Origin of the sequence: Leptolyngbya sp. UWPOB_LEPTO1, assembly GCF_017302695.1 — a bacterium.
GTDB lineage: Bacteria > Cyanobacteriota > Cyanobacteriia > Leptolyngbyales > Leptolyngbyaceae > Leptolyngbya > Leptolyngbya boryana.
In genome coordinates this window covers 1-17,107 of record NZ_JAFLCJ010000048.1, presented here as the reverse complement: position 1 = coordinate 17,107, position 17,107 = coordinate 1, and the positions used below count along the sequence as shown (strand labels likewise).

Sequence of the window (17,107 nt, the reverse complement as noted above, 5' to 3'; positions counted from 1 at the left end):
AAGTGCGACTTTGGCTTTGAATTGGGCACTGTGTTGTTTGCGTTTGTTTTGGCTCATAATCTACTCTTACCATGAGGTTGAGGGGGGGTAGCTTATTCACCTGTCCAGCTTTTTGGTTCCACCTCAGAGATCAAGCCTTTGCAAATCCTTGCAATCACACTCTGGAATCAAGAGCTTGCTATCTATTGTGATGATCAAAACATTGTGAGAGCGGTAGAAAATCGCTGCCCACATAAAGGAGTAGCATTGCATCGGGGTGTTGTTCAGAGAGATGCGATTGTTTGTCCTTATCATGGCTGGAAATTTCAAAATGGACAATGCACTCACATTCCATATTTTCCAATTGATCAGAAGTTGCCGACTGCTTGTTTGAGAACTTTTCCTGTTCGAGAACAGTACGGTATTATTTTTGTTTTTCCAGGCGATCCAGCTCAAGCAGATCAGATTCCTCTCCTAGACATTCCGCAATATGCAAATCCCAACTGGTTAATGATTCCAGTGAGCGCACATTTTAATGCTCACTACACGATTTGCAATGAAAATACGATGGATGTTTTTCACGGATATCTGCATCGAAATCTACAGGGATGGTTTGATCCCGTATTGCTCAAGTTGGAAGAAGCGGAAGCTTCTGTCCGAGCCGATTATCGGGTGTCATATCGAGGAGCGATCGCAAGATTTTTAGGATTAAATGATACTTCTAAAGTGATCACTCGAACGATTTCAGTAAATTATCAATATCCTAACTACATCAATTCTCTGCAAGATTTGTCTTACCTCTATCTGATGCGATCGCCGATCTCTCAACACGAAAGTCGTTCATTCTCACTTCTGTTTGTTAACGTTCGCCTCCCAAAATGGCTCATTGCCCTATTACAACCTGTGCTAGAGCGTGTGATTCGCAACCGTCTATTTATGAGATTTTTAGCACAAGATATCGCAATGATTGAGAGTGAGTATGAGAACTATTTACGCGATCGTTCTCGACGATATGTAGAGGTAAATCCTGCAATTATTGCCCTGCAAAGGGTGATGATACGCCAGTATAATTTTTCCCTGGATTGCAGCACAGGGGAATCTTGACTGTCTGGATCGAGGAATCGGTTCTTGCATCTTGGATTATGCCGAATCTGAGCGAGAAGCCAGGTGCATCGGTATTTTACAACGATTTAGCGATCTAGATAATCGGGATACAAATTTACTCTAACACTACCGTGGCTTGGAGACTGAATGTGAAGCCTTCCAATATGAGAATCTGCTGAAAATCACCTAAGAATTTTTTCATTAAAATGTTAGCAATTTAAGCTGGAGTTCTTAGATAGAACTCATCTTTCAGCTTCTTCTCTCAGTCACAATGAATGACATTGTTGATTGAGGAAGCAAGATATGCGACTTGATGGAAAAGTTGCTTTAGTTACAGGCAGCAGTCAAGGGATTGGGCAAGAAATTGTTCTACATTTAGCAGCAATAGGAGCAGATGTGGTGATCAACTATCGATCTCATCCAGAAGGCGCTCAAGAAACGCTAGAAAAAGTTAATGCGATCGGAGGGAAGTGCTATCTTGCGGAATGTCCGCACTCACAAGCGTATTCAATTCAAGCTGATCTCGGTAATGTTGACATGGTGCGAGAATTGATTACTGAGAGCATTGAGCATTTTGGCAAGCTAGATATTTTGGTCAACAATGCTGGAATTGAGAAACATGCTCCCTTCTGGGAAGTTACGGAAGCAGAGTATGATGCGGTGATGAATGTTAACTTGAAAGGCGTTTTCTTTGCTACGCAAACTTTTGTGCAGCATTTAATCGAAACAAACCGTCCTGGGAAAGTCATCAACATTAGCTCTGTCCATGAAGAATTGCCCTTTCCCAACTTTACAGCTTATTGTGCTAGTAAAGGCGGAATGAGAATGATGACTCGTAATCTAGCAGTTGAGCTAGGTGCGCTTGGAATTACGATTAACAACGTGGCTCCTGGTGCGATCGAGACTCCGATCAACACACAGCTTTTGAACAATCCTGAAAAATTACAGGCATTGCTGAACAACATTCCATTAGGGCGGTTAGGGCACCCTCAAGATGTTGCATCTTTGGTCGCATTCTTGGCATCTGAAGACGCAAATTACATTACGGGCAGCACATTTGTGGTCGATGGTGGATTGCTTTGGAACTATCAGGAGCAGTAGTATGCGCAAAGCGTTATTTATTCCCGTAATTTTAGGAACATCTCGGCAAGGTCGTCAGAGTGAATTGGTTGCTCGATTTGTGGTGGAGCAAGTTGCCGCTAGAGACGGAATTGAGACTGAGTTAATTGATATTCGCACGATTGAGATCGCAGTTGATGATGCAGGTGAATCAATCAAAAATTCTCAGTTCTCCGCCACGATGGAACGTGCTGATGGATTGATCATTGTTGTTCCAGAATATAACCACGGCTATCCGGGTTTGTTGAAACATGTATTGGATACTTGCCTCAAGGAATACATTCACAAGGCTGTAGGATTGTGCGGAGTTTCAGCAGGTGCATTTGGTGGAACAAGGGTGATTCAGAACCTGCTGCCTGTGATGCGTGAGCTTGGATTAGTGACAACTTTCTATGATCTAAATTTTAGTAATGTTCAATCTTTGTTTGATGAAATGGGTCATTTGATTGATGAAGCGACTCAGATTCGTCGGCTCGATCGCTTTTTAGATGAATTGGTGTGGATGTCAACAGTATTGCGATACGGACGGCAAAACCCATTGAATGCAATGGAGGAATAAACTCAACAGATTAGTTGCCAGATTTAACGGTGAAGCAATTGAGAGTGGGAGATGCGATTGTTTCTTTGCATTTCTACCAGGAAGGTGAACAGACGCGATGGCAGGTGACTCAGTTAGAGGATGAACTCACGGTTAAAATAAGGTAAGAATATGACAACTCAAGCTCATTACGATGTGATTATCATCGGTACAGGAGCAGGCGGAGGCACACTTGCACATCGTCTTGCTCCAACCGGAAAAAAGATCTTAGTGCTGGAACGAGGCTCGTTTCTACCGAGAGAAAAGCAGAACTGGGATACGATCGAGGTTTTTCACCACGATCGCTATCACACTAAAGAAGTTTGGCGAGATCAAGACGGGCAAGCCTTACATCCTGGAACAGGTTACTTTGTCGGGGGCAATACAAAAGTCTACGGTGGAGCGCTGTTTCGGTGGCGCGAGCGTGATTTTGACCAAGTTCAACATCAAGGAGGCATTTCGCTAGAATCTCCTTTGAAGTATCGCGATTTTGAACCTTACTACACTCAGGCAGAAGCACTCTATGAAGTGCATGGACAGCATGGACTAGACCCAACCGAGCCACAGGCAAGTCAAGACTATCCGTTTCCAGCCATTCAACACGAACCGCGAATTCAAGAGATTCATGATGCGCTACAAGCAAAAGGCTTGCATCCGTTCTATCTTCCGCTAGCAATCAAGCTCAATGAAGCGAATCGCCATTTGAGTTTTTGCATTCGTTGTGATACTTGCGATGGGTTTCCTTGTTTAGTCAATGCGAAAGCAGATGCAGAGATCAATTGTGTACGTCCTGCGATCGATCGAACTGAGAATTTAACCTTACTCACTTCAGCGAAGGTACTCCGTTTGCATACAAGTCCATCGGGTCGAGAAGTCACAGCTGTTGAGGTCGATGTTGCAGGTCAAATCCAGATGTTTTCTGCAGATATTGTTGTTGTCTCTTGTGGTGCAATTAACTCTGCGGCTCTGCTATTACGATCTGCGAATGATCAACACCCAACTGGATTAGCGAATAGTTCTGATCAGGTTGGACGGAATTTTATGAGGCATCAGAACGGTGCGATCGTTGGATTGACGAAAAAGCCAAATCCAACTCAATTTCAGAAAACTCTAGCTGTGAATGATTTTTACTGGGGAGAAGCAGGATTTGACTATCCAATGGGTCATGTTCAACTGCTCGGCAAGGTCAATGCTGACATGATTGCACTAGATTCTCCGAAGATTGCTGGAGTTTCATTTCAAGATCGCGAAGTCTTCGCATCGCTTGCGAGTCACTCTGTAGATTGGTGGCTCACAGCAGAAGATTTACCCGATCCGAACAATCGTGTACAGGTGAAAGGAGACAAGATTCATCTGAGCTACAAAGACAATAACACGGTTGCATTCGAGCGATTATTACATCGCTGGACAGAAGTTTTGAAATCGATTGATTGTGGCGATCGCTTCTTACCTTGTTCGTTCTACTTCCGTAAAAAAATCCCGCTCCAAGGAGTTGCACATCAATGTGGAACTTGCCGCTATGGAGAGGATCCACAAACTTCTGTGCTGGATATCAACTGTCGAACTCATGACGTGGACAATTTGTATGTTGTGGATGGTAGCTTCTTTCCGGCTAGTGCTGCGGTCAATCCAACTCTGACAATCATTGCGAATGCCTTGCGGGTAGGAGATCACTTGATCGATCGATTGAGATAAATAAGGAGAATTGAAAATGGCAACGACACACGATCGAAAAGCAGTTAGCCGACTTCTAGAACTCATTGGGCTTGCTTTGATGCGGTATGGAATCGTGCTGATTCTATTTTGGATCGGCTTGATGAAGTTTACGCCTTATGAAGCGAATGCAATTAAGCCGCTTGTAGAACATAGTCCGTTCATGAGTTGGATGTATCGCGTTATCAGTGTTCAGGGAGTTTCTAATCTGATTGGTGTGATTGAAGTTGCAACTGCGGTCTTGATGGCATTGCGATCGTGGTTCCCGATTGCTTCTGTAGTTGGCAGTGGGATGGCAGTGTTTACTTGCTTGTTAACCTTGAGCTTTTTATTGTCTACACCAGGCTGGGAACCGACACTTGGATTTCCGGCTTTATCAGTTGTACCAGGGCAATTTTTACTCAAAGATATTTTGCTCTTGGGCGGTGCAGTTTGGTCATTGGGAGAATCTCTACGGGCAGTGAAGGGTGGTCGTCAAAGCGATCGTGAATTGCAGAGAATCCGATAGCACTCAAGCAGCACTTAGAGAATCCAACCATGATCAATACAATTCGTCGTCACTATCCTGAATATTTGATGGAAGCAGCAGGATTAGGGATTTTCATGGTTGCTGCTGCTGTAATCACGGCAGCAGTCGTGCATCCTAGCTCGCCGATTTCTCAGATTAATCCGTTGCTCCAGCGATCGTTGATCGGAATTAGCATGGGACTGACGGCAATTTCGCTAATTTATTCTCCCTGGGGAAAGCAATCAGGCGCACATTACAATCCTGCGGTAACTTTAACGTTTTTGCGCTTAGGTAAAGTGAAGCCGAAAGATGCATTTTGCTATGTCATTGCTCAATTGATGGGTGGATTACTCGGAATTTTAATTGCAGCAAAACTATTGGGAAACGTGCTCTCGCATCCTTCAGTTGACTATGTTGTGACCATCCCAGGAACTCAAGGAGCAATTATTGCATTTTTCGCTGAATTGGTCATTTCTTTCGGTTTGATGATGACTGTTCTCATCGTGTCGAATACGGCACGACTCGCACGATGGACAGGACTATTTGCAGGAGCTTTGGTGGCGACCTATATCATGATCGAAGCTCCATTATCTGGGATGAGTATGAACCCTGCTCGAACGATTGCTTCTGCAATTCCGGCAAACAATTGGACTGCGATTTGGGTTTACTTAACTGCACCGATTCTTGGCATGTTTCTAGCTTCTGAAATCTATGTGCGAATCAATGGACAGCAGGCAGTTTATTGTGCCAAGCTCCATCATCAAAATCACAAACGCTGCATTTTTAGATGCGGATTCAAAGCTCAGCAATTGAGCGATCAACTACCAGACATCTGAATCTCTTATGCTCTCTCAACTCAAGCCTCAAACCTCACTCCTCGATCGCTATCAGTCTGTACGTCGAGTCAGTGAACAGATCTGTCAACCTTTAGCGATCGAAGACTACATCCTGCAAGCGATGCCCGATGTCAGTCCTCCAAAATGGCACTTAGCACATACCACTTGGTTTTTTGAAACTTTTCTACTGGTTCCTTACTTGCCAGGTTATGAAGTGTTTCATCCCAAGTTTAACTATTTGTTCAATTCTTACTACGAAGCAGTGGGAAGTCGCCACCCTCGACCTCAAAGAGGAGTGCTCTCTCGTCCAACAGTCGAAGAGATTTATCGTTATCGCGCTTACGTGGATCAAGCAATGGTATTGTTTTTGCAGGAATTTGCAGAAGTACCTTTGGAATCTTTGATTCTACTCGGCTTACAGCATGAACAACAACATCAAGAATTGCTGCTCACGGATATTAAATACAATCTCGCACTCAATCCACTGCGTCCAGCTTATCGATCAGACCTTTCTTTGCCTATATCTATTGCTTCAAAAATGGGTTGGTTGAGTTGCTGCGGGGGGCTTTATACGATCGGACATGAAGACGAATCCTTTGCGTTTGATAATGAGTTTCCACGTCATTCGGTGTATCTACAAGACTATGAGCTAGCCGATCGATTAGTTACCAATGGAGAGTATCTAGAGTTTATCCAAGCAGGTGGATACAATCGGCCAGAATTTTGGCTTTCTGATGGTTGGGCAACTATGCAAGCAGAGCGATGGTCTGCGCCTTTATATTGGGAACAGATGGATGGGACTTGGTGGATCATGACACTTGCAGGATTGCGTCCTCTGGACAGCAATGAGCCTGTGTGTCATGTGAGCTTTTACGAAGCAGATGCTTATGCGCGTTGGGCAGGGAAAAGACTACCCACTGAAGCAGAATGGGAAATTGCAGCAAGACAGGTTGCAATACAAGGAAATTTCTTGGAGAGTGGGCGATTACATCCTTCTGGAACGCAGGGCATGACTCGACCTGCTCAGATGTTTGGTGATGTGTGGGAGTGGACACAGAGCGCTTATCTTGCTTATCCAGGATTTCAGCCTGAGAAGGGAGCAGTTGGAGAGTATAACGGAAAATTTATGTGCAATCAGATGGTGCTACGAGGTGGCTCATGTGTTACGCCTCAGAGTCATATTCGTCCTAGCTATCGCAATTTCTTTCCAGCGTCAACCCGTTGGCAGTTTTCAGGAATTCGACTTGCTCAGTAAGTTCAACATCTTGATTTGAATCATGAAGACTACAATCCATAGAAGAATTCGATACACGGTGCTTGCTTGTTTTATATTGTTTGCGATCGCAATTTCTCCTTATCAGCAAGCTTATCCACAAGTAGTATTTCAGGCTGCTCAACGTGCTGCTCAATCTCTGCACCCTGTGCTAGCAGTCGAATCTGTTGGAATAACAGTTTCTGATATGGATAAAGCTATCTCATTCTATTCTCAAGTTTTGCCCTTTCAGAAAATTTCGGATGTAGAAGTTCTGGGTTCAGACTATGAACAACTCCAAGGGCTATTCGGGATTCGGATGCGAGTCGTCAAAATGCACCTGGGTGATGAAGTACTTGAGCTTACAGAGTACCTCACACCCAAAGGTAAACCTATTCCGATCGATTCAAAGAGTCACGATCGCTGGTTTCAACATATTGCGATCGTAGTGAGCGATATGGATCGAGCGTATCAATATTTACGACAACACAAAATTCAATACACCTCAACAGAACCTCAGCGTATTCCAGACTCAAACAAAGTAGCAGCCGGAATCCGCGCTTTTTACTTCAAAGATCTAGATGGGCATAACTTAGAGATTATCTATTTCCCACCTGGTAAAGGCAATCCGAAATGGCAAAAGTTATCAAAACACCTATTCCTGGGAATTGATCATACTGCGATCGTGGTTGCGGATACTCAAGCCAGCCTCAAATTCTATCGAGACTTACTAGGGTTCAAACTTGCAGGCGCAAGCATGAACCATGGAATAGAACAAGCACACTTGAACAATGTTGAGGGCGCGCGATTGCAAATTAGTGGATTGAGAGCGCCAAATGGCATTGGCATCGAGTTTTTAGAATATTTAGAACCGCGATCTGGTCGAGCTTTCCCCAGTGATGCGCGTCCGAATGATGTACTCCATTGGCAAACAACCCTAGTTGTCCAAGATGTAGAAGCTGCTACTCAACGATTGCAGGCAAATCGCACGCTCTTGATCTCACCAAAACCGACCAAAATCTCTGGGCAGGTTTTAGGATTTCAACAAGGCATTCTGGTGCGCGATCCAGATGGTCATGCATTGCGATTGGTGAAGAAGTAAAAAACTTTTTTCTGGTTTATCTTCTCTTCAGTCAAAACTGCGCGAATTCATAAGTTGTGTTCATCAAGCGATCGCTCAAAGAGATGATTCTCAATCACAGCCAATAATTAATGAGACTAGGTAAAGACGATGGTTACTCCAACACAAGAAGAACTAAGATTAGAAGCAGCGCGAACACGTCAAAAACATTGGCGCAGATGGGGATCATATCTGAGCGATCGACAATGGGGAACCGTTCGCGAAGATTACAGCCCATCTGGAACTGCCTGGGAGTACTTTTCTCATGATCAAGCGCGATCGCGTGCTTATCGTTGGGGTGAAGATGGTCTATTGGGGATTTCAGACAGTCATCAACGACTGTGTTTTGCGATCGCGCTGTGGAATGGAGCCGATCCAATTCTGAAAGAACGATTGTTTGGACTGACCGGAAACGAAGGAAATCATGGCGAAGATGTCAAAGAGTACTATTTCTACTTGGATAACACGCCAACTCATTCCTACATGAAAGCGCTGTACAAATATCCACAAAGCGCTTTCCCTTACACGCGACTCGTTCAAGAAAATCAGCATCGAACTCGCCAAGACCCAGAATTTGAACTCCTCGACACAGGCGTATTTGATCAGCAGTGCTACTTTGACGTGATGGTTGAATATGCAAAGCAGGATGCTGAAGATATTCTGATTCAAATTAAAATCACCAATCGTAGTTCTGAAACAAAGCCCATTCATGTCCTTCCAACCCTTTGGTTTCGGAATACTTGGTCTTTGACTCAGGAGAGTTCAAAGCCTTCACTCAAAATTGTGCGATCGAATCATACCTATGATGTGATCGAAGCAAACCATCCAACCCTCAACAAGCGATGGTTGTACTGTGAGAAAGGTGAAGGATTACTTTTCACAGAAAACGAAACTAATAATGAGAGAATCCTGAGTTCCGCAAATCATTCTGCTTATGTCAAGGATGGCATCAATGATTATATTATTCATGGCAATGAGGAAGCCGTGAACCCAGATAAAATCGGCACAAAAGCAGCCGTGCACTATCAATTGATCATTCCAGCTTATGCGACTCAAACAATTCAATTACGGCTCAGCGATCGTGCAAATTTAACGACTCCTTTTGCTGATTTTGATGCGATTATCAGAGCTAGACAACAAGAAGCTGATGAATTCTACCATCGCATTACACCCTTTGCACTGAGCGATGAGATGCGAAATATCCAACGTCAAGCTTTTGCTGGAATGCTCTGGAGCAAGCAATACTATCATTACAGTGTAGAAGAGTGGCTTAAAGGCGATCCGATTGCTCCTGCGCCTTCAGAACGTAAACAGGGGCGCAATCATGAATGGTTCCATCTCCATACAGATGATATTCTTTCTATGCCTGACACGTGGGAATATCCTTGGTTTGCAGCTTGGGATCTCGCATTTCATTGCATTCCACTTGCGATGATTGATCCGGAGTTTGCGAAGCATCAGCTAGATATTTTGACGCGGGAATGGTACATGCACCCCAATGGACAAATTCCAGCTTATGAATGGGCATTCGGTGATGTGAATCCGCCTGTTCATGCTTGGGCAACTTGGCGTGTGTACAAGATTGAGCAGAAAATGCATGGACGTGGCGATCGCGTTTTCTTAGAGCGTGTGTTTCAAAAGCTTTTACTGAATTTTACTTGGTGGGTAAATCGCAAAGATGTAGAAGGGAGAAACATCTTTCAAGGTGGATTTCTAGGACTCGACAATATTGGAGTGTTCGATCGTAGTGCAACACTTCCAACGGGTGGTCACATCGATCAATCCGACGGCACAAGTTGGATGGGAATGTATTGTTTAAATTTACTTGCGATCGCACTTGAACTTGCTCAAACCAATCCAGTCTATGAAGACATTGCAACTAAATTCTTTGAACATTATCTCTACATTGCTGATGCAATGAATCGTATTGGAGAAGCAGAAACTTCACTATGGAATGAGACCGATGGATTTTACTACGATGTTCTACATTTACCAAATGACCAGCAGATTGAATTGAAAGTGAGATCGATGGTCGGGCTGATTCCTTTATTCGCGATCGAAACATTAGAGCCAGAAACACTTCATCAATTACCTGCTTTTAAGAAGCGGCTAGAATGGGTTATTCAACATCGTCCTGACTTGAGGCGTAATGTAGCTTGTATGGAGACACAAGGGATGCGGGCAAGGAGATTGTTAGCGATCGTGTCTCAAGACAAGCTTCGACGAATTTTACAGAAGATGCTGGATGAAACTGAATTTCTCAGTTCTCACGGAATTCGCGCCCTCTCGAAACATCATGCTACCCATCCTTATACGTTTGATGTGGATGGAACACAGTTTCGAGTAGACTATGAACCTGCTGAATCTAGCAGTGGTTTATTTGGAGGAAACTCGAATTGGCGGGGAACGGTTTGGTTTCCAGTCAATTTTTTACTGATTGAGTCACTGCAAAAGTTCCATCATTACTTAGGCGATGATTTCAAAGTAGAGTGCCCAACTGGATCAGGGCAATGGCTAAATCTTTGGGAAGTTGCTTTAGAACTCTCACATCGGCTGATTCAGATTTTTCTTCAAGATCCATCTGGGCGACGACCTGTCTATGGGGCAACAGAGCTTTTTCAAACTGATCCAAATTGGCAAGATTTGATGTTGTTTTATGAATATTTTCATGGAGACAATGGAGCTGGAATTGGAGCCAGCCATCAAACCGGATGGACAGGATTAGTTGCAAAACTGATTCACCAGATTAGCCAGTATGCAGATGGTTAACTGTCTTACAGTTAAGAGATTCGCAATCAAATCAGATCCCTATGCTTCGTTGCTCACCCGCCCCCGGAATAGAATCCAAGGGTAACAGAACAATGTGCTGTGATTCAGATAGTAACGACTGCGTGAGATTTCTCAGCTTCTTCTCAGGAAAGACTTAGCACATTCGACGTTTTTTCCTCATACGACTCTCAGTTTCACCTCGTTTAATTAGAGTCAAGCTTTCAGAAGTTCACTGACTGAGCGAAAACTAGAACCTTTCATTTCACAAGGAGATTTGACGATGCTATTTCAAAGACTTGTACTCGGAATGATGATCGCGATCGCTGCAACCATGAGCACCCAACCCTCAGCCTTCTCGCAAACTAACGCCAGCAACCCAACACACACTCGGCTCTCTGAAGTTGGCACATCCCCAACCTTTTCCTTGCATCCACCCACTCACAGTCAATTTAAGAATTCGACTCAGCCTAGGCTCTCTGAGATTGGAATGTCAACAATGATGCCTGCACAGATGACTGAATCCCAAATGACTTCAGTCCAGTTCAGCGGCGGGCAAGCTTTTTTCTCGCATCCCCCTCGCCTCATGCGCGCTTATACCTCTCAGTCGCAAGCTTACGTGCCATCGACTTATGAGTTTACTCTGGTTGTTCCCTCAGATGCAGGACAGGCGCTCAAAGCAGTACGAATTGCTCAAGAGCGCAACTTAGAAACCGTGAAATTTGATGTCGGCAGAAGCAAAGCATTTGCAGGTGCTCGATATGCAAACGGTGCTGAAATTCCTTTGGCGAATGTTGGAGGAGAATCGGTTCCGGGTGAAGCGACGATCGTGTTTGATCAACCTGTTCAACCTGGAAGCACAATCACTGTCGCCTTAGAAGCAAAATCAAATCCAGCTTCTGGTGGAATCTATGAGTTCGGAGTCACTGCTTTTCCAGTTGGAGAACAGAGTATGAGCCAATTCTTAGGATTTGGACGGCTCAATTTCTATAGTGGTGGGGCGCAATAAAACGAAGTTGACCTAGAACCATAATTTCGGCTGCGATTTATGACGAATTTCAGCCGTTATTTTGGTAACACACATTCAATTGATTTTCGACTATCAATCTAGACGAATTCAGGTAGATCTCATTCATGAAGCACCCGATGATAGCAACACAAAAGAACTCACAACTCGATCGCTTTCGCTGGATTCCATTGAGCAAATCAATTCCCCAAGCTGATACAGGTGAAGAAGTCATTCAAGGACTAGCAGGCAATCCGAAAACGCTGCCTTGCCGTTATTTTTATGACGATCTCGGTTCACAACTATTCGAGCAGATCTGTGATACCCCAGAATACTATCCAACCCGCACTGAACAAGGCATCTTAGAAAGATATGCCCCAGAGATTGTGAAACTGACAGGAAATTGTGAATTGATTGAACTGGGTAGTGGCAGTTCTCGGAAAACTCGTGTCCTCCTCGAAGCTTATGGGCAGTTGGAGCAACCTCTCTATTATTTTCCGATCGATGTCAGCGAAGGCATTCTCAGAAGTACTGCTCTCGATCTATTAAATCAGTATCCAACTTTGCGGGTTTGTGGGTTAGCTGGAACTTATGAACAAGCCTTAGCAGAACTGCCCTCCTCTGAATTAGAAAATCGAATGCTAATTTTTCTAGGAAGTACTCTAGGAAATTTGGATCAGTCAGAGCGCGATCGCTTTCTCACACAAATCCAACATGCGCTCAAGCCTGGGGAGTTTTTCTTGTTAGGGGTAGACTTGCAGAAGTCGGTTGATCTTCTCGAAGCTGCTTATAACGACTCTCAGGAAGTTACGGCCGCATTTAATCTCAATATTTTGCAGCATCTCAATCAGCAATTTCAGGGCAATTTTGATCTCACCCAGTTTCAGCATCTCGCTTTTTACAATCCTGTAGAGGATCGCATTGAAATGCATTTACAAAGTCTCATCAATCAGATTGTTAAGTTAGATGCACTAAACTATCAAGTTGCATTACAGGTAGGGGAAACGATTCGCACTGAACTCTCTCATAAGTTCCATCTCCCGATTCTAGAGCTAGAGCTTGAACATCACGCATTGCACCCTCTCCAAATCTGGACTGATGCGCGATCTCATTTTGGAGTTCTCCTCTGTCAGCGTCAATGTACTTCGCTGGATTGTCCATAAATTTTGATGTCTACTATGCTGAAAGAAGCTTCTCTTTGGAGCTTCTCAGCAAATTCTCATATCTGTCTCAGCTTTCCCTGGGCTTAGGTCGTGAAATGGGTAGTGTTCTAGACATAGGGAATTGGATCAGGGAGTGTCTCCCGTCAATTCGTGCCCAAGGTGCAGCGATCTCATGTAGTCGTTCGCTGAAGATCCGACGATGACAGGAGGCGTCATCACAGAAGAATTTTCGCACTTCAAATTACATCACCACCCGATAGTCCTCCCACGGTAAATCCCCGATTGTTCGTTCATATCGGCTATGCACTCGAATTGCTTCCTGCTGACAAATTGGATAGGGCGCAGAAGCTTGCGTTGAGCAAAGATTGATTTGCACTTGCTTCTGAACGCGATCTAGCCCATAGGTTTGAATCTGTATGTGTCTGAGTCAGGTAGTAGTTGTAAAAGTTCCACGAGTCATCTGAAGCGTTACTTGCCCTATTCTAGCGAATTGCTTCACCAAATTTGGACAAGTACCTGATGTGGAACTTCCGAGCTTTTGGTGATCTTGCCTCATAATAGAACTATCCGTCTCTTCAGGATTCTAGAGGCTGTGAAACTCCTCCAACATTTTCTGCCTGATTCTCAAAAACTTCGGCTCGAACATTGGCATTTTAAGGATTCAGAACCTCACTAATCATCTGAGGGAAGCCCTTAGTGATGTAGAAAACTTTTTGTCGTCTCAAGATGAGAAGGTTGTGACTTTAGAGAATTGAAGGCGATGGTTTAAACGAGCACGCTTACTCTGAGAGGCACAAGCTGCGGGTGGACTGCGACGTGGCAAGGGTTCAAATTGGGGCAACGGTTGCCCTAAATGACGCAGTTGTTGGAGATAGCGCAAACCGAGTTGCAGAAAACTCAAGCCTCGCTCTGGATGGGAATCGAGCCGTTTGCGTTGACCACAACGGACCAGCAAGAAACCTAAGACCAAAGCAATCAGCGTGGCGATATCGAGCAGCATGAACAGATTGGTAAGTGCTGTGGCATCGCGCAGATGCGACCCAATCAGGTCAAAGGCAGCCGACTTGTAGTCTTTGATGTGCGGTTCAATCCCGCCAAAACGACGACCATAGCGCTCAAAGGTCTGCAATGAGGGCGGTTGACTACTGAGGACAGCCCAAGATTCCTGGACTCCTGGCAGTGTAGCAGTCGCGAGATGGCAGGGGATGTCTTCGAGAATCGTCACGTTTGGGAACAGATAAGCTTGCTCGACCGGAGGCAACAATTGAGCAATGGACTGAGACACACCGGGAGCGAGAGTAATGGTGAGATTGCTTTTGGCACGAATCAACCAGTTCCAAGCGTGTCGATTGCACCACCGCATCAACTCGCCATGCTCAAAGCCCCGGTCTGCGAGCAGTGTTACCTGACCCTGAGAGGGCAGCAAGTTTAATACCTGTTCCAAGAGGAGAAGATAGGCAGTAAAAGCAGCACTGGCACTGCCGTGTTCTAAGTTCTAAAACCGTTTGCGCTAACGTGAACGAGCGCCCACCCCAGACGAAACAGACTCCTACCCAACAGAACTGATCCCACAACACACTCGTATCGAGCGTTAACAGTAACTCTGTCCCAGCAAAGGCTTGGAGCAGTTGTTTCAATAACGGGGCGTAGAAGGTTTCAGCATCGACCTGCGGATTGATCAGTAAGTAATTCAAGCGGGCGTGGTGACTGCGAGCAGTACACCCGCGATGGCTCAAGTAGGGCAGCCAATGATTTAAGCAGGCACTTTCGGATTGGAGAATCGCGGCAACTGCTTCGGACACGCCTTCTAAGTGCCGTTGGTCACGCGGTTGAATCCATTGACTCAATTGGTCATTTAGTTCACGATACAGATGGGGCAATTGCATAAGTTTGCTTTGGTGTGGAAACTTGAGCATCTCACAATTTGCCCCGCCCAAGTCATTCCTGTCTCACATGAGACATTCATTAAATCAACCGTTTCAGGACTTTTCTACATCACTAAGGGATTGAGTCTCAACACTTGGATGTCTATGTGCTGCTTATGCTGCAAAACAATAGGATATAGAATTATGTCGCATGAGCAAGCATTATATCTTTACTCTTTACATCTTCATTGCGAAGTTCTGTTCAGTAACATACATCGTAGATACTTCTTCTTTAAGATAGGTTGAGTAACCTCTTCCTTACTTGCTTTAAGAATCTGACCTTTATACCTTCATTCTAGTAAGGTGAGTTTGATTTAGCTGATGGAGCAAAAACCGCATAATTTTCTGCGTTGGGTTCTGCGGATCATCTTTAAGGCTCTAGGATCTAGCACTTCATATAAGCTGGACTGTTTCTATCTATTCTAGGAGCACTCTTGTCTGAAATCTACTCTATGAAAACTAGAAATTGTACAGCCTAGTGCTATGCTAAAGGTCGGCTTATTAATTAGCAATGAGTTATGAGATGCTTTCTCAAAAAAGCATCGTAAGTTACAGAATCTAAGGCAGAAATATGACTGATTTCAAAAGAGTTGATGCCCAGTGTGAGAAAATCCTCTCTGGAATTATTGAGTTAGAAAAGTATATTTATAGTCCTATTGCAAATGAAATATTAGAGCTTACTACTAATACTGAAGTTACCAAGAAGCAGGATTTGCTTCAACGCATTAGAAGAAGCCTAGTTCAATACAAAACTCGTGGAAAAGACCTGGTGTATATAGGTCTTATGGGGCATTTCTCAACAGGAAAGTCTAGCACAATTAACTCAATACTACAGCTTAATAATGATTCTGATGGTTATCGTGAAATCGGGCTAAATCCTGTTGATACAGATATTACTCTAATTACGCATAAGAAGAATTCTAATTCGGTAATTAGAGTCACGAAAGAGGATTTAGTGTCTATTAGATCTAGCTTTATTGATAATAAGCTTCTCGAAAATGTCGTTTTAGCTGATACTCCTGGAAGCGGTGATCCAAAAGAAATTCAAGAAATCGCAAAAAATTTCCTTCCTATTTGTGATTTAATTTTATACTTCTTCTCAGCAACGAATCCACTCGACAAAGCTGATGTTCCTTTTCTGAAAGAGAAGCGTTCCCAGCTAGAGTTTGTCCCCATGAAATTTATAATTACAAGAGCAGATGAATTTCGTATTGATGATCTCTCTAAGCTAACATTTGAAAATTTTAATGAGGTGAAAGCTTCTGGTTTTAAGGGTGAATTATCCCAGAGACTTAAACAAGTCCTGGATACTAACTTTACTGCTGATACAGATAGCATACTATTTGTAGATAATAAATCTAACTATGGAATCTCAGAGCTAAGAGAATATATTCTTCAATTCTCAGACTTATCCAATTCAGAAGCACAAATTCAAATCCATAGCCATAAAGTCGAGTATTTTCGCTCTAGCGTGGAAGAGATACAGCAATTTTTCTATAGGTTTCTTCTTTCTAAGATAGCAAACGTCTCAAGAATTGTAGAAAAAGCAAAAGCTAATATTGAGAGCTTTCAAAATAAAGTTCAAGTTACTAATAATGAATTGACAGATTTTTGGAATAGAAAGCTTAACGAAATTCAAAATATGGAATCTGATTTTTATGAAGGGATTCCTGATTTTCAGTATAAATATAATCAACTAAGTGACTTGTGGAGTAATGATTATGATATCAGAAGCTTCAAAAGTTCTATAAAAAGCGAAGCTCAGGATAAAGCAAAGCTCCTAAGAAAAGCTTTAAGAATTGAGAGTTTATCTGAGATTGAATCTCAGTTTTATAGAAAGAGAGGTGATGTTAATAATAAGTCTTTAGATACTGCTAGACTTCAGAGCCTTCTTAAAATACAGAACTTCTACTGAGATGGACCCGTAGGGTTGGACAAAAAATAGATAGTGAATAAGCTACAGTTCTAGATCTCAATTCTACTAACTTTTTTGATCTAGATTCGATTCATGCTTTTGATTCTTTCGTGTTCACATTATT

12 protein-coding genes and 3 pseudogenes are annotated in these 17,107 nt (G+C 43.5%); 13 read left to right on the top strand and 2 right to left on the bottom strand.

Translation table 11 applies throughout. From position 1 onward, the window contains the following. Window positions 1-126: 126 nt before the first annotated feature. From J0L70_RS31290 to egtD, 12 genes and pseudogenes are all read left to right on the top strand, one after another. A pseudogene (locus J0L70_RS31290) lies at window positions 127-327 on the top strand (Rieske 2Fe-2S domain-containing protein); the annotation flags it as partial. A 162-nt stretch (window positions 328-489) separates the two neighbouring features. Next, window positions 490-1,083: a hypothetical protein gene (locus J0L70_RS31285; protein WP_287457248.1), complete on the top strand. Its 594-nt coding sequence runs from the start codon at window positions 490-492 to the stop codon at window positions 1,081-1,083. A 303-nt stretch (window positions 1,084-1,386) separates the two neighbouring features. After that, window positions 1,387-2,184 carry an SDR family NAD(P)-dependent oxidoreductase gene (locus J0L70_RS31280; RefSeq protein WP_017285561.1) on the top strand — a complete coding sequence of 266 codons (798 nt, stop codon included), beginning with the start codon at window positions 1,387-1,389 and terminating at the stop codon, window positions 2,182-2,184. 1 nt (window position 2,185) lies between these two features. Continuing rightward, window positions 2,186-2,761, top strand: a complete 576-nt coding sequence (locus tag J0L70_RS31275; RefSeq protein ID WP_287457246.1) for an NADPH-dependent FMN reductase — start codon at window positions 2,186-2,188, stop codon at window positions 2,759-2,761. Between the two features lie 150 nt (window positions 2,762-2,911). Beyond that, window positions 2,912-4,474, top strand: coding sequence for a GMC oxidoreductase (locus J0L70_RS31270; protein ID WP_287457245.1), 1,563 nt, complete (start codon window positions 2,912-2,914; stop codon window positions 4,472-4,474). Between the two features lie 16 nt (window positions 4,475-4,490). Continuing rightward, on the top strand, window positions 4,491-5,000 hold the full coding sequence (locus tag J0L70_RS31265) for a YkgB family protein (protein ID WP_287457244.1): 510 nt from the start codon (window positions 4,491-4,493) through the stop codon (window positions 4,998-5,000). A 29-nt stretch (window positions 5,001-5,029) separates the two neighbouring features. Next, on the top strand, window positions 5,030-5,836 hold the full coding sequence (locus tag J0L70_RS31260; RefSeq protein ID WP_287457243.1) for an MIP/aquaporin family protein: 807 nt from the start codon (window positions 5,030-5,032) through the stop codon (window positions 5,834-5,836). A gap of 7 nt (window positions 5,837-5,843) precedes the next feature. Next, window positions 5,844-7,091 carry an ergothioneine biosynthesis protein EgtB gene (gene egtB, locus J0L70_RS31255; RefSeq protein ID WP_287457242.1) on the top strand — a complete coding sequence of 416 codons (1,248 nt, stop codon included), beginning with the start codon at window positions 5,844-5,846 and terminating at the stop codon, window positions 7,089-7,091. A gap of 22 nt (window positions 7,092-7,113) precedes the next feature. Next, the gene (locus J0L70_RS31250) at window positions 7,114-8,190 is read left to right on the top strand and encodes a VOC family protein (RefSeq protein ID WP_287457241.1); all 1,077 of its coding nucleotides are present in this window, start codon (window positions 7,114-7,116) and stop codon (window positions 8,188-8,190) included. 129 nt (window positions 8,191-8,319) lie between these two features. Beyond that, the gene (locus tag J0L70_RS31245) at window positions 8,320-10,977 is read left to right on the top strand and encodes an MGH1-like glycoside hydrolase domain-containing protein (RefSeq protein WP_287457240.1); all 2,658 of its coding nucleotides are present in this window, start codon (window positions 8,320-8,322) and stop codon (window positions 10,975-10,977) included. Window positions 10,978-11,257: 280 nt separating this feature from the next. Then, window positions 11,258-11,983: a DUF2808 domain-containing protein gene (locus J0L70_RS31240; RefSeq protein ID WP_287457239.1), complete on the top strand. Its 726-nt coding sequence runs from the start codon at window positions 11,258-11,260 to the stop codon at window positions 11,981-11,983. A 137-nt stretch (window positions 11,984-12,120) separates the two neighbouring features. Further along, a complete protein-coding gene (gene egtD / locus J0L70_RS31235) occupies window positions 12,121-13,143 on the top strand; it encodes an L-histidine N(alpha)-methyltransferase (protein ID WP_287457238.1) in 1,023 nt (340 codons plus the stop codon). Between the two features lie 148 nt (window positions 13,144-13,291). Here egtD and J0L70_RS32195 read toward each other — a convergent pair. Next, window positions 13,292-13,596 (bottom strand): annotated as a pseudogene (locus J0L70_RS32195) (transposase family protein); the annotation flags it as partial. 268 nt (window positions 13,597-13,864) lie between these two features. Continuing rightward, a pseudogene (locus J0L70_RS31225) lies at window positions 13,865-15,029 on the bottom strand (transposase). 610 nt (window positions 15,030-15,639) lie between these two features. Here J0L70_RS31225 and J0L70_RS31220 point away from each other — a divergent pair. Then, a complete protein-coding gene (locus tag J0L70_RS31220) occupies window positions 15,640-16,983 on the top strand; it encodes a GTPase (protein WP_287457236.1) in 1,344 nt (447 codons plus the stop codon). Window positions 16,984-17,107: the final 124 nt, after the last annotated feature.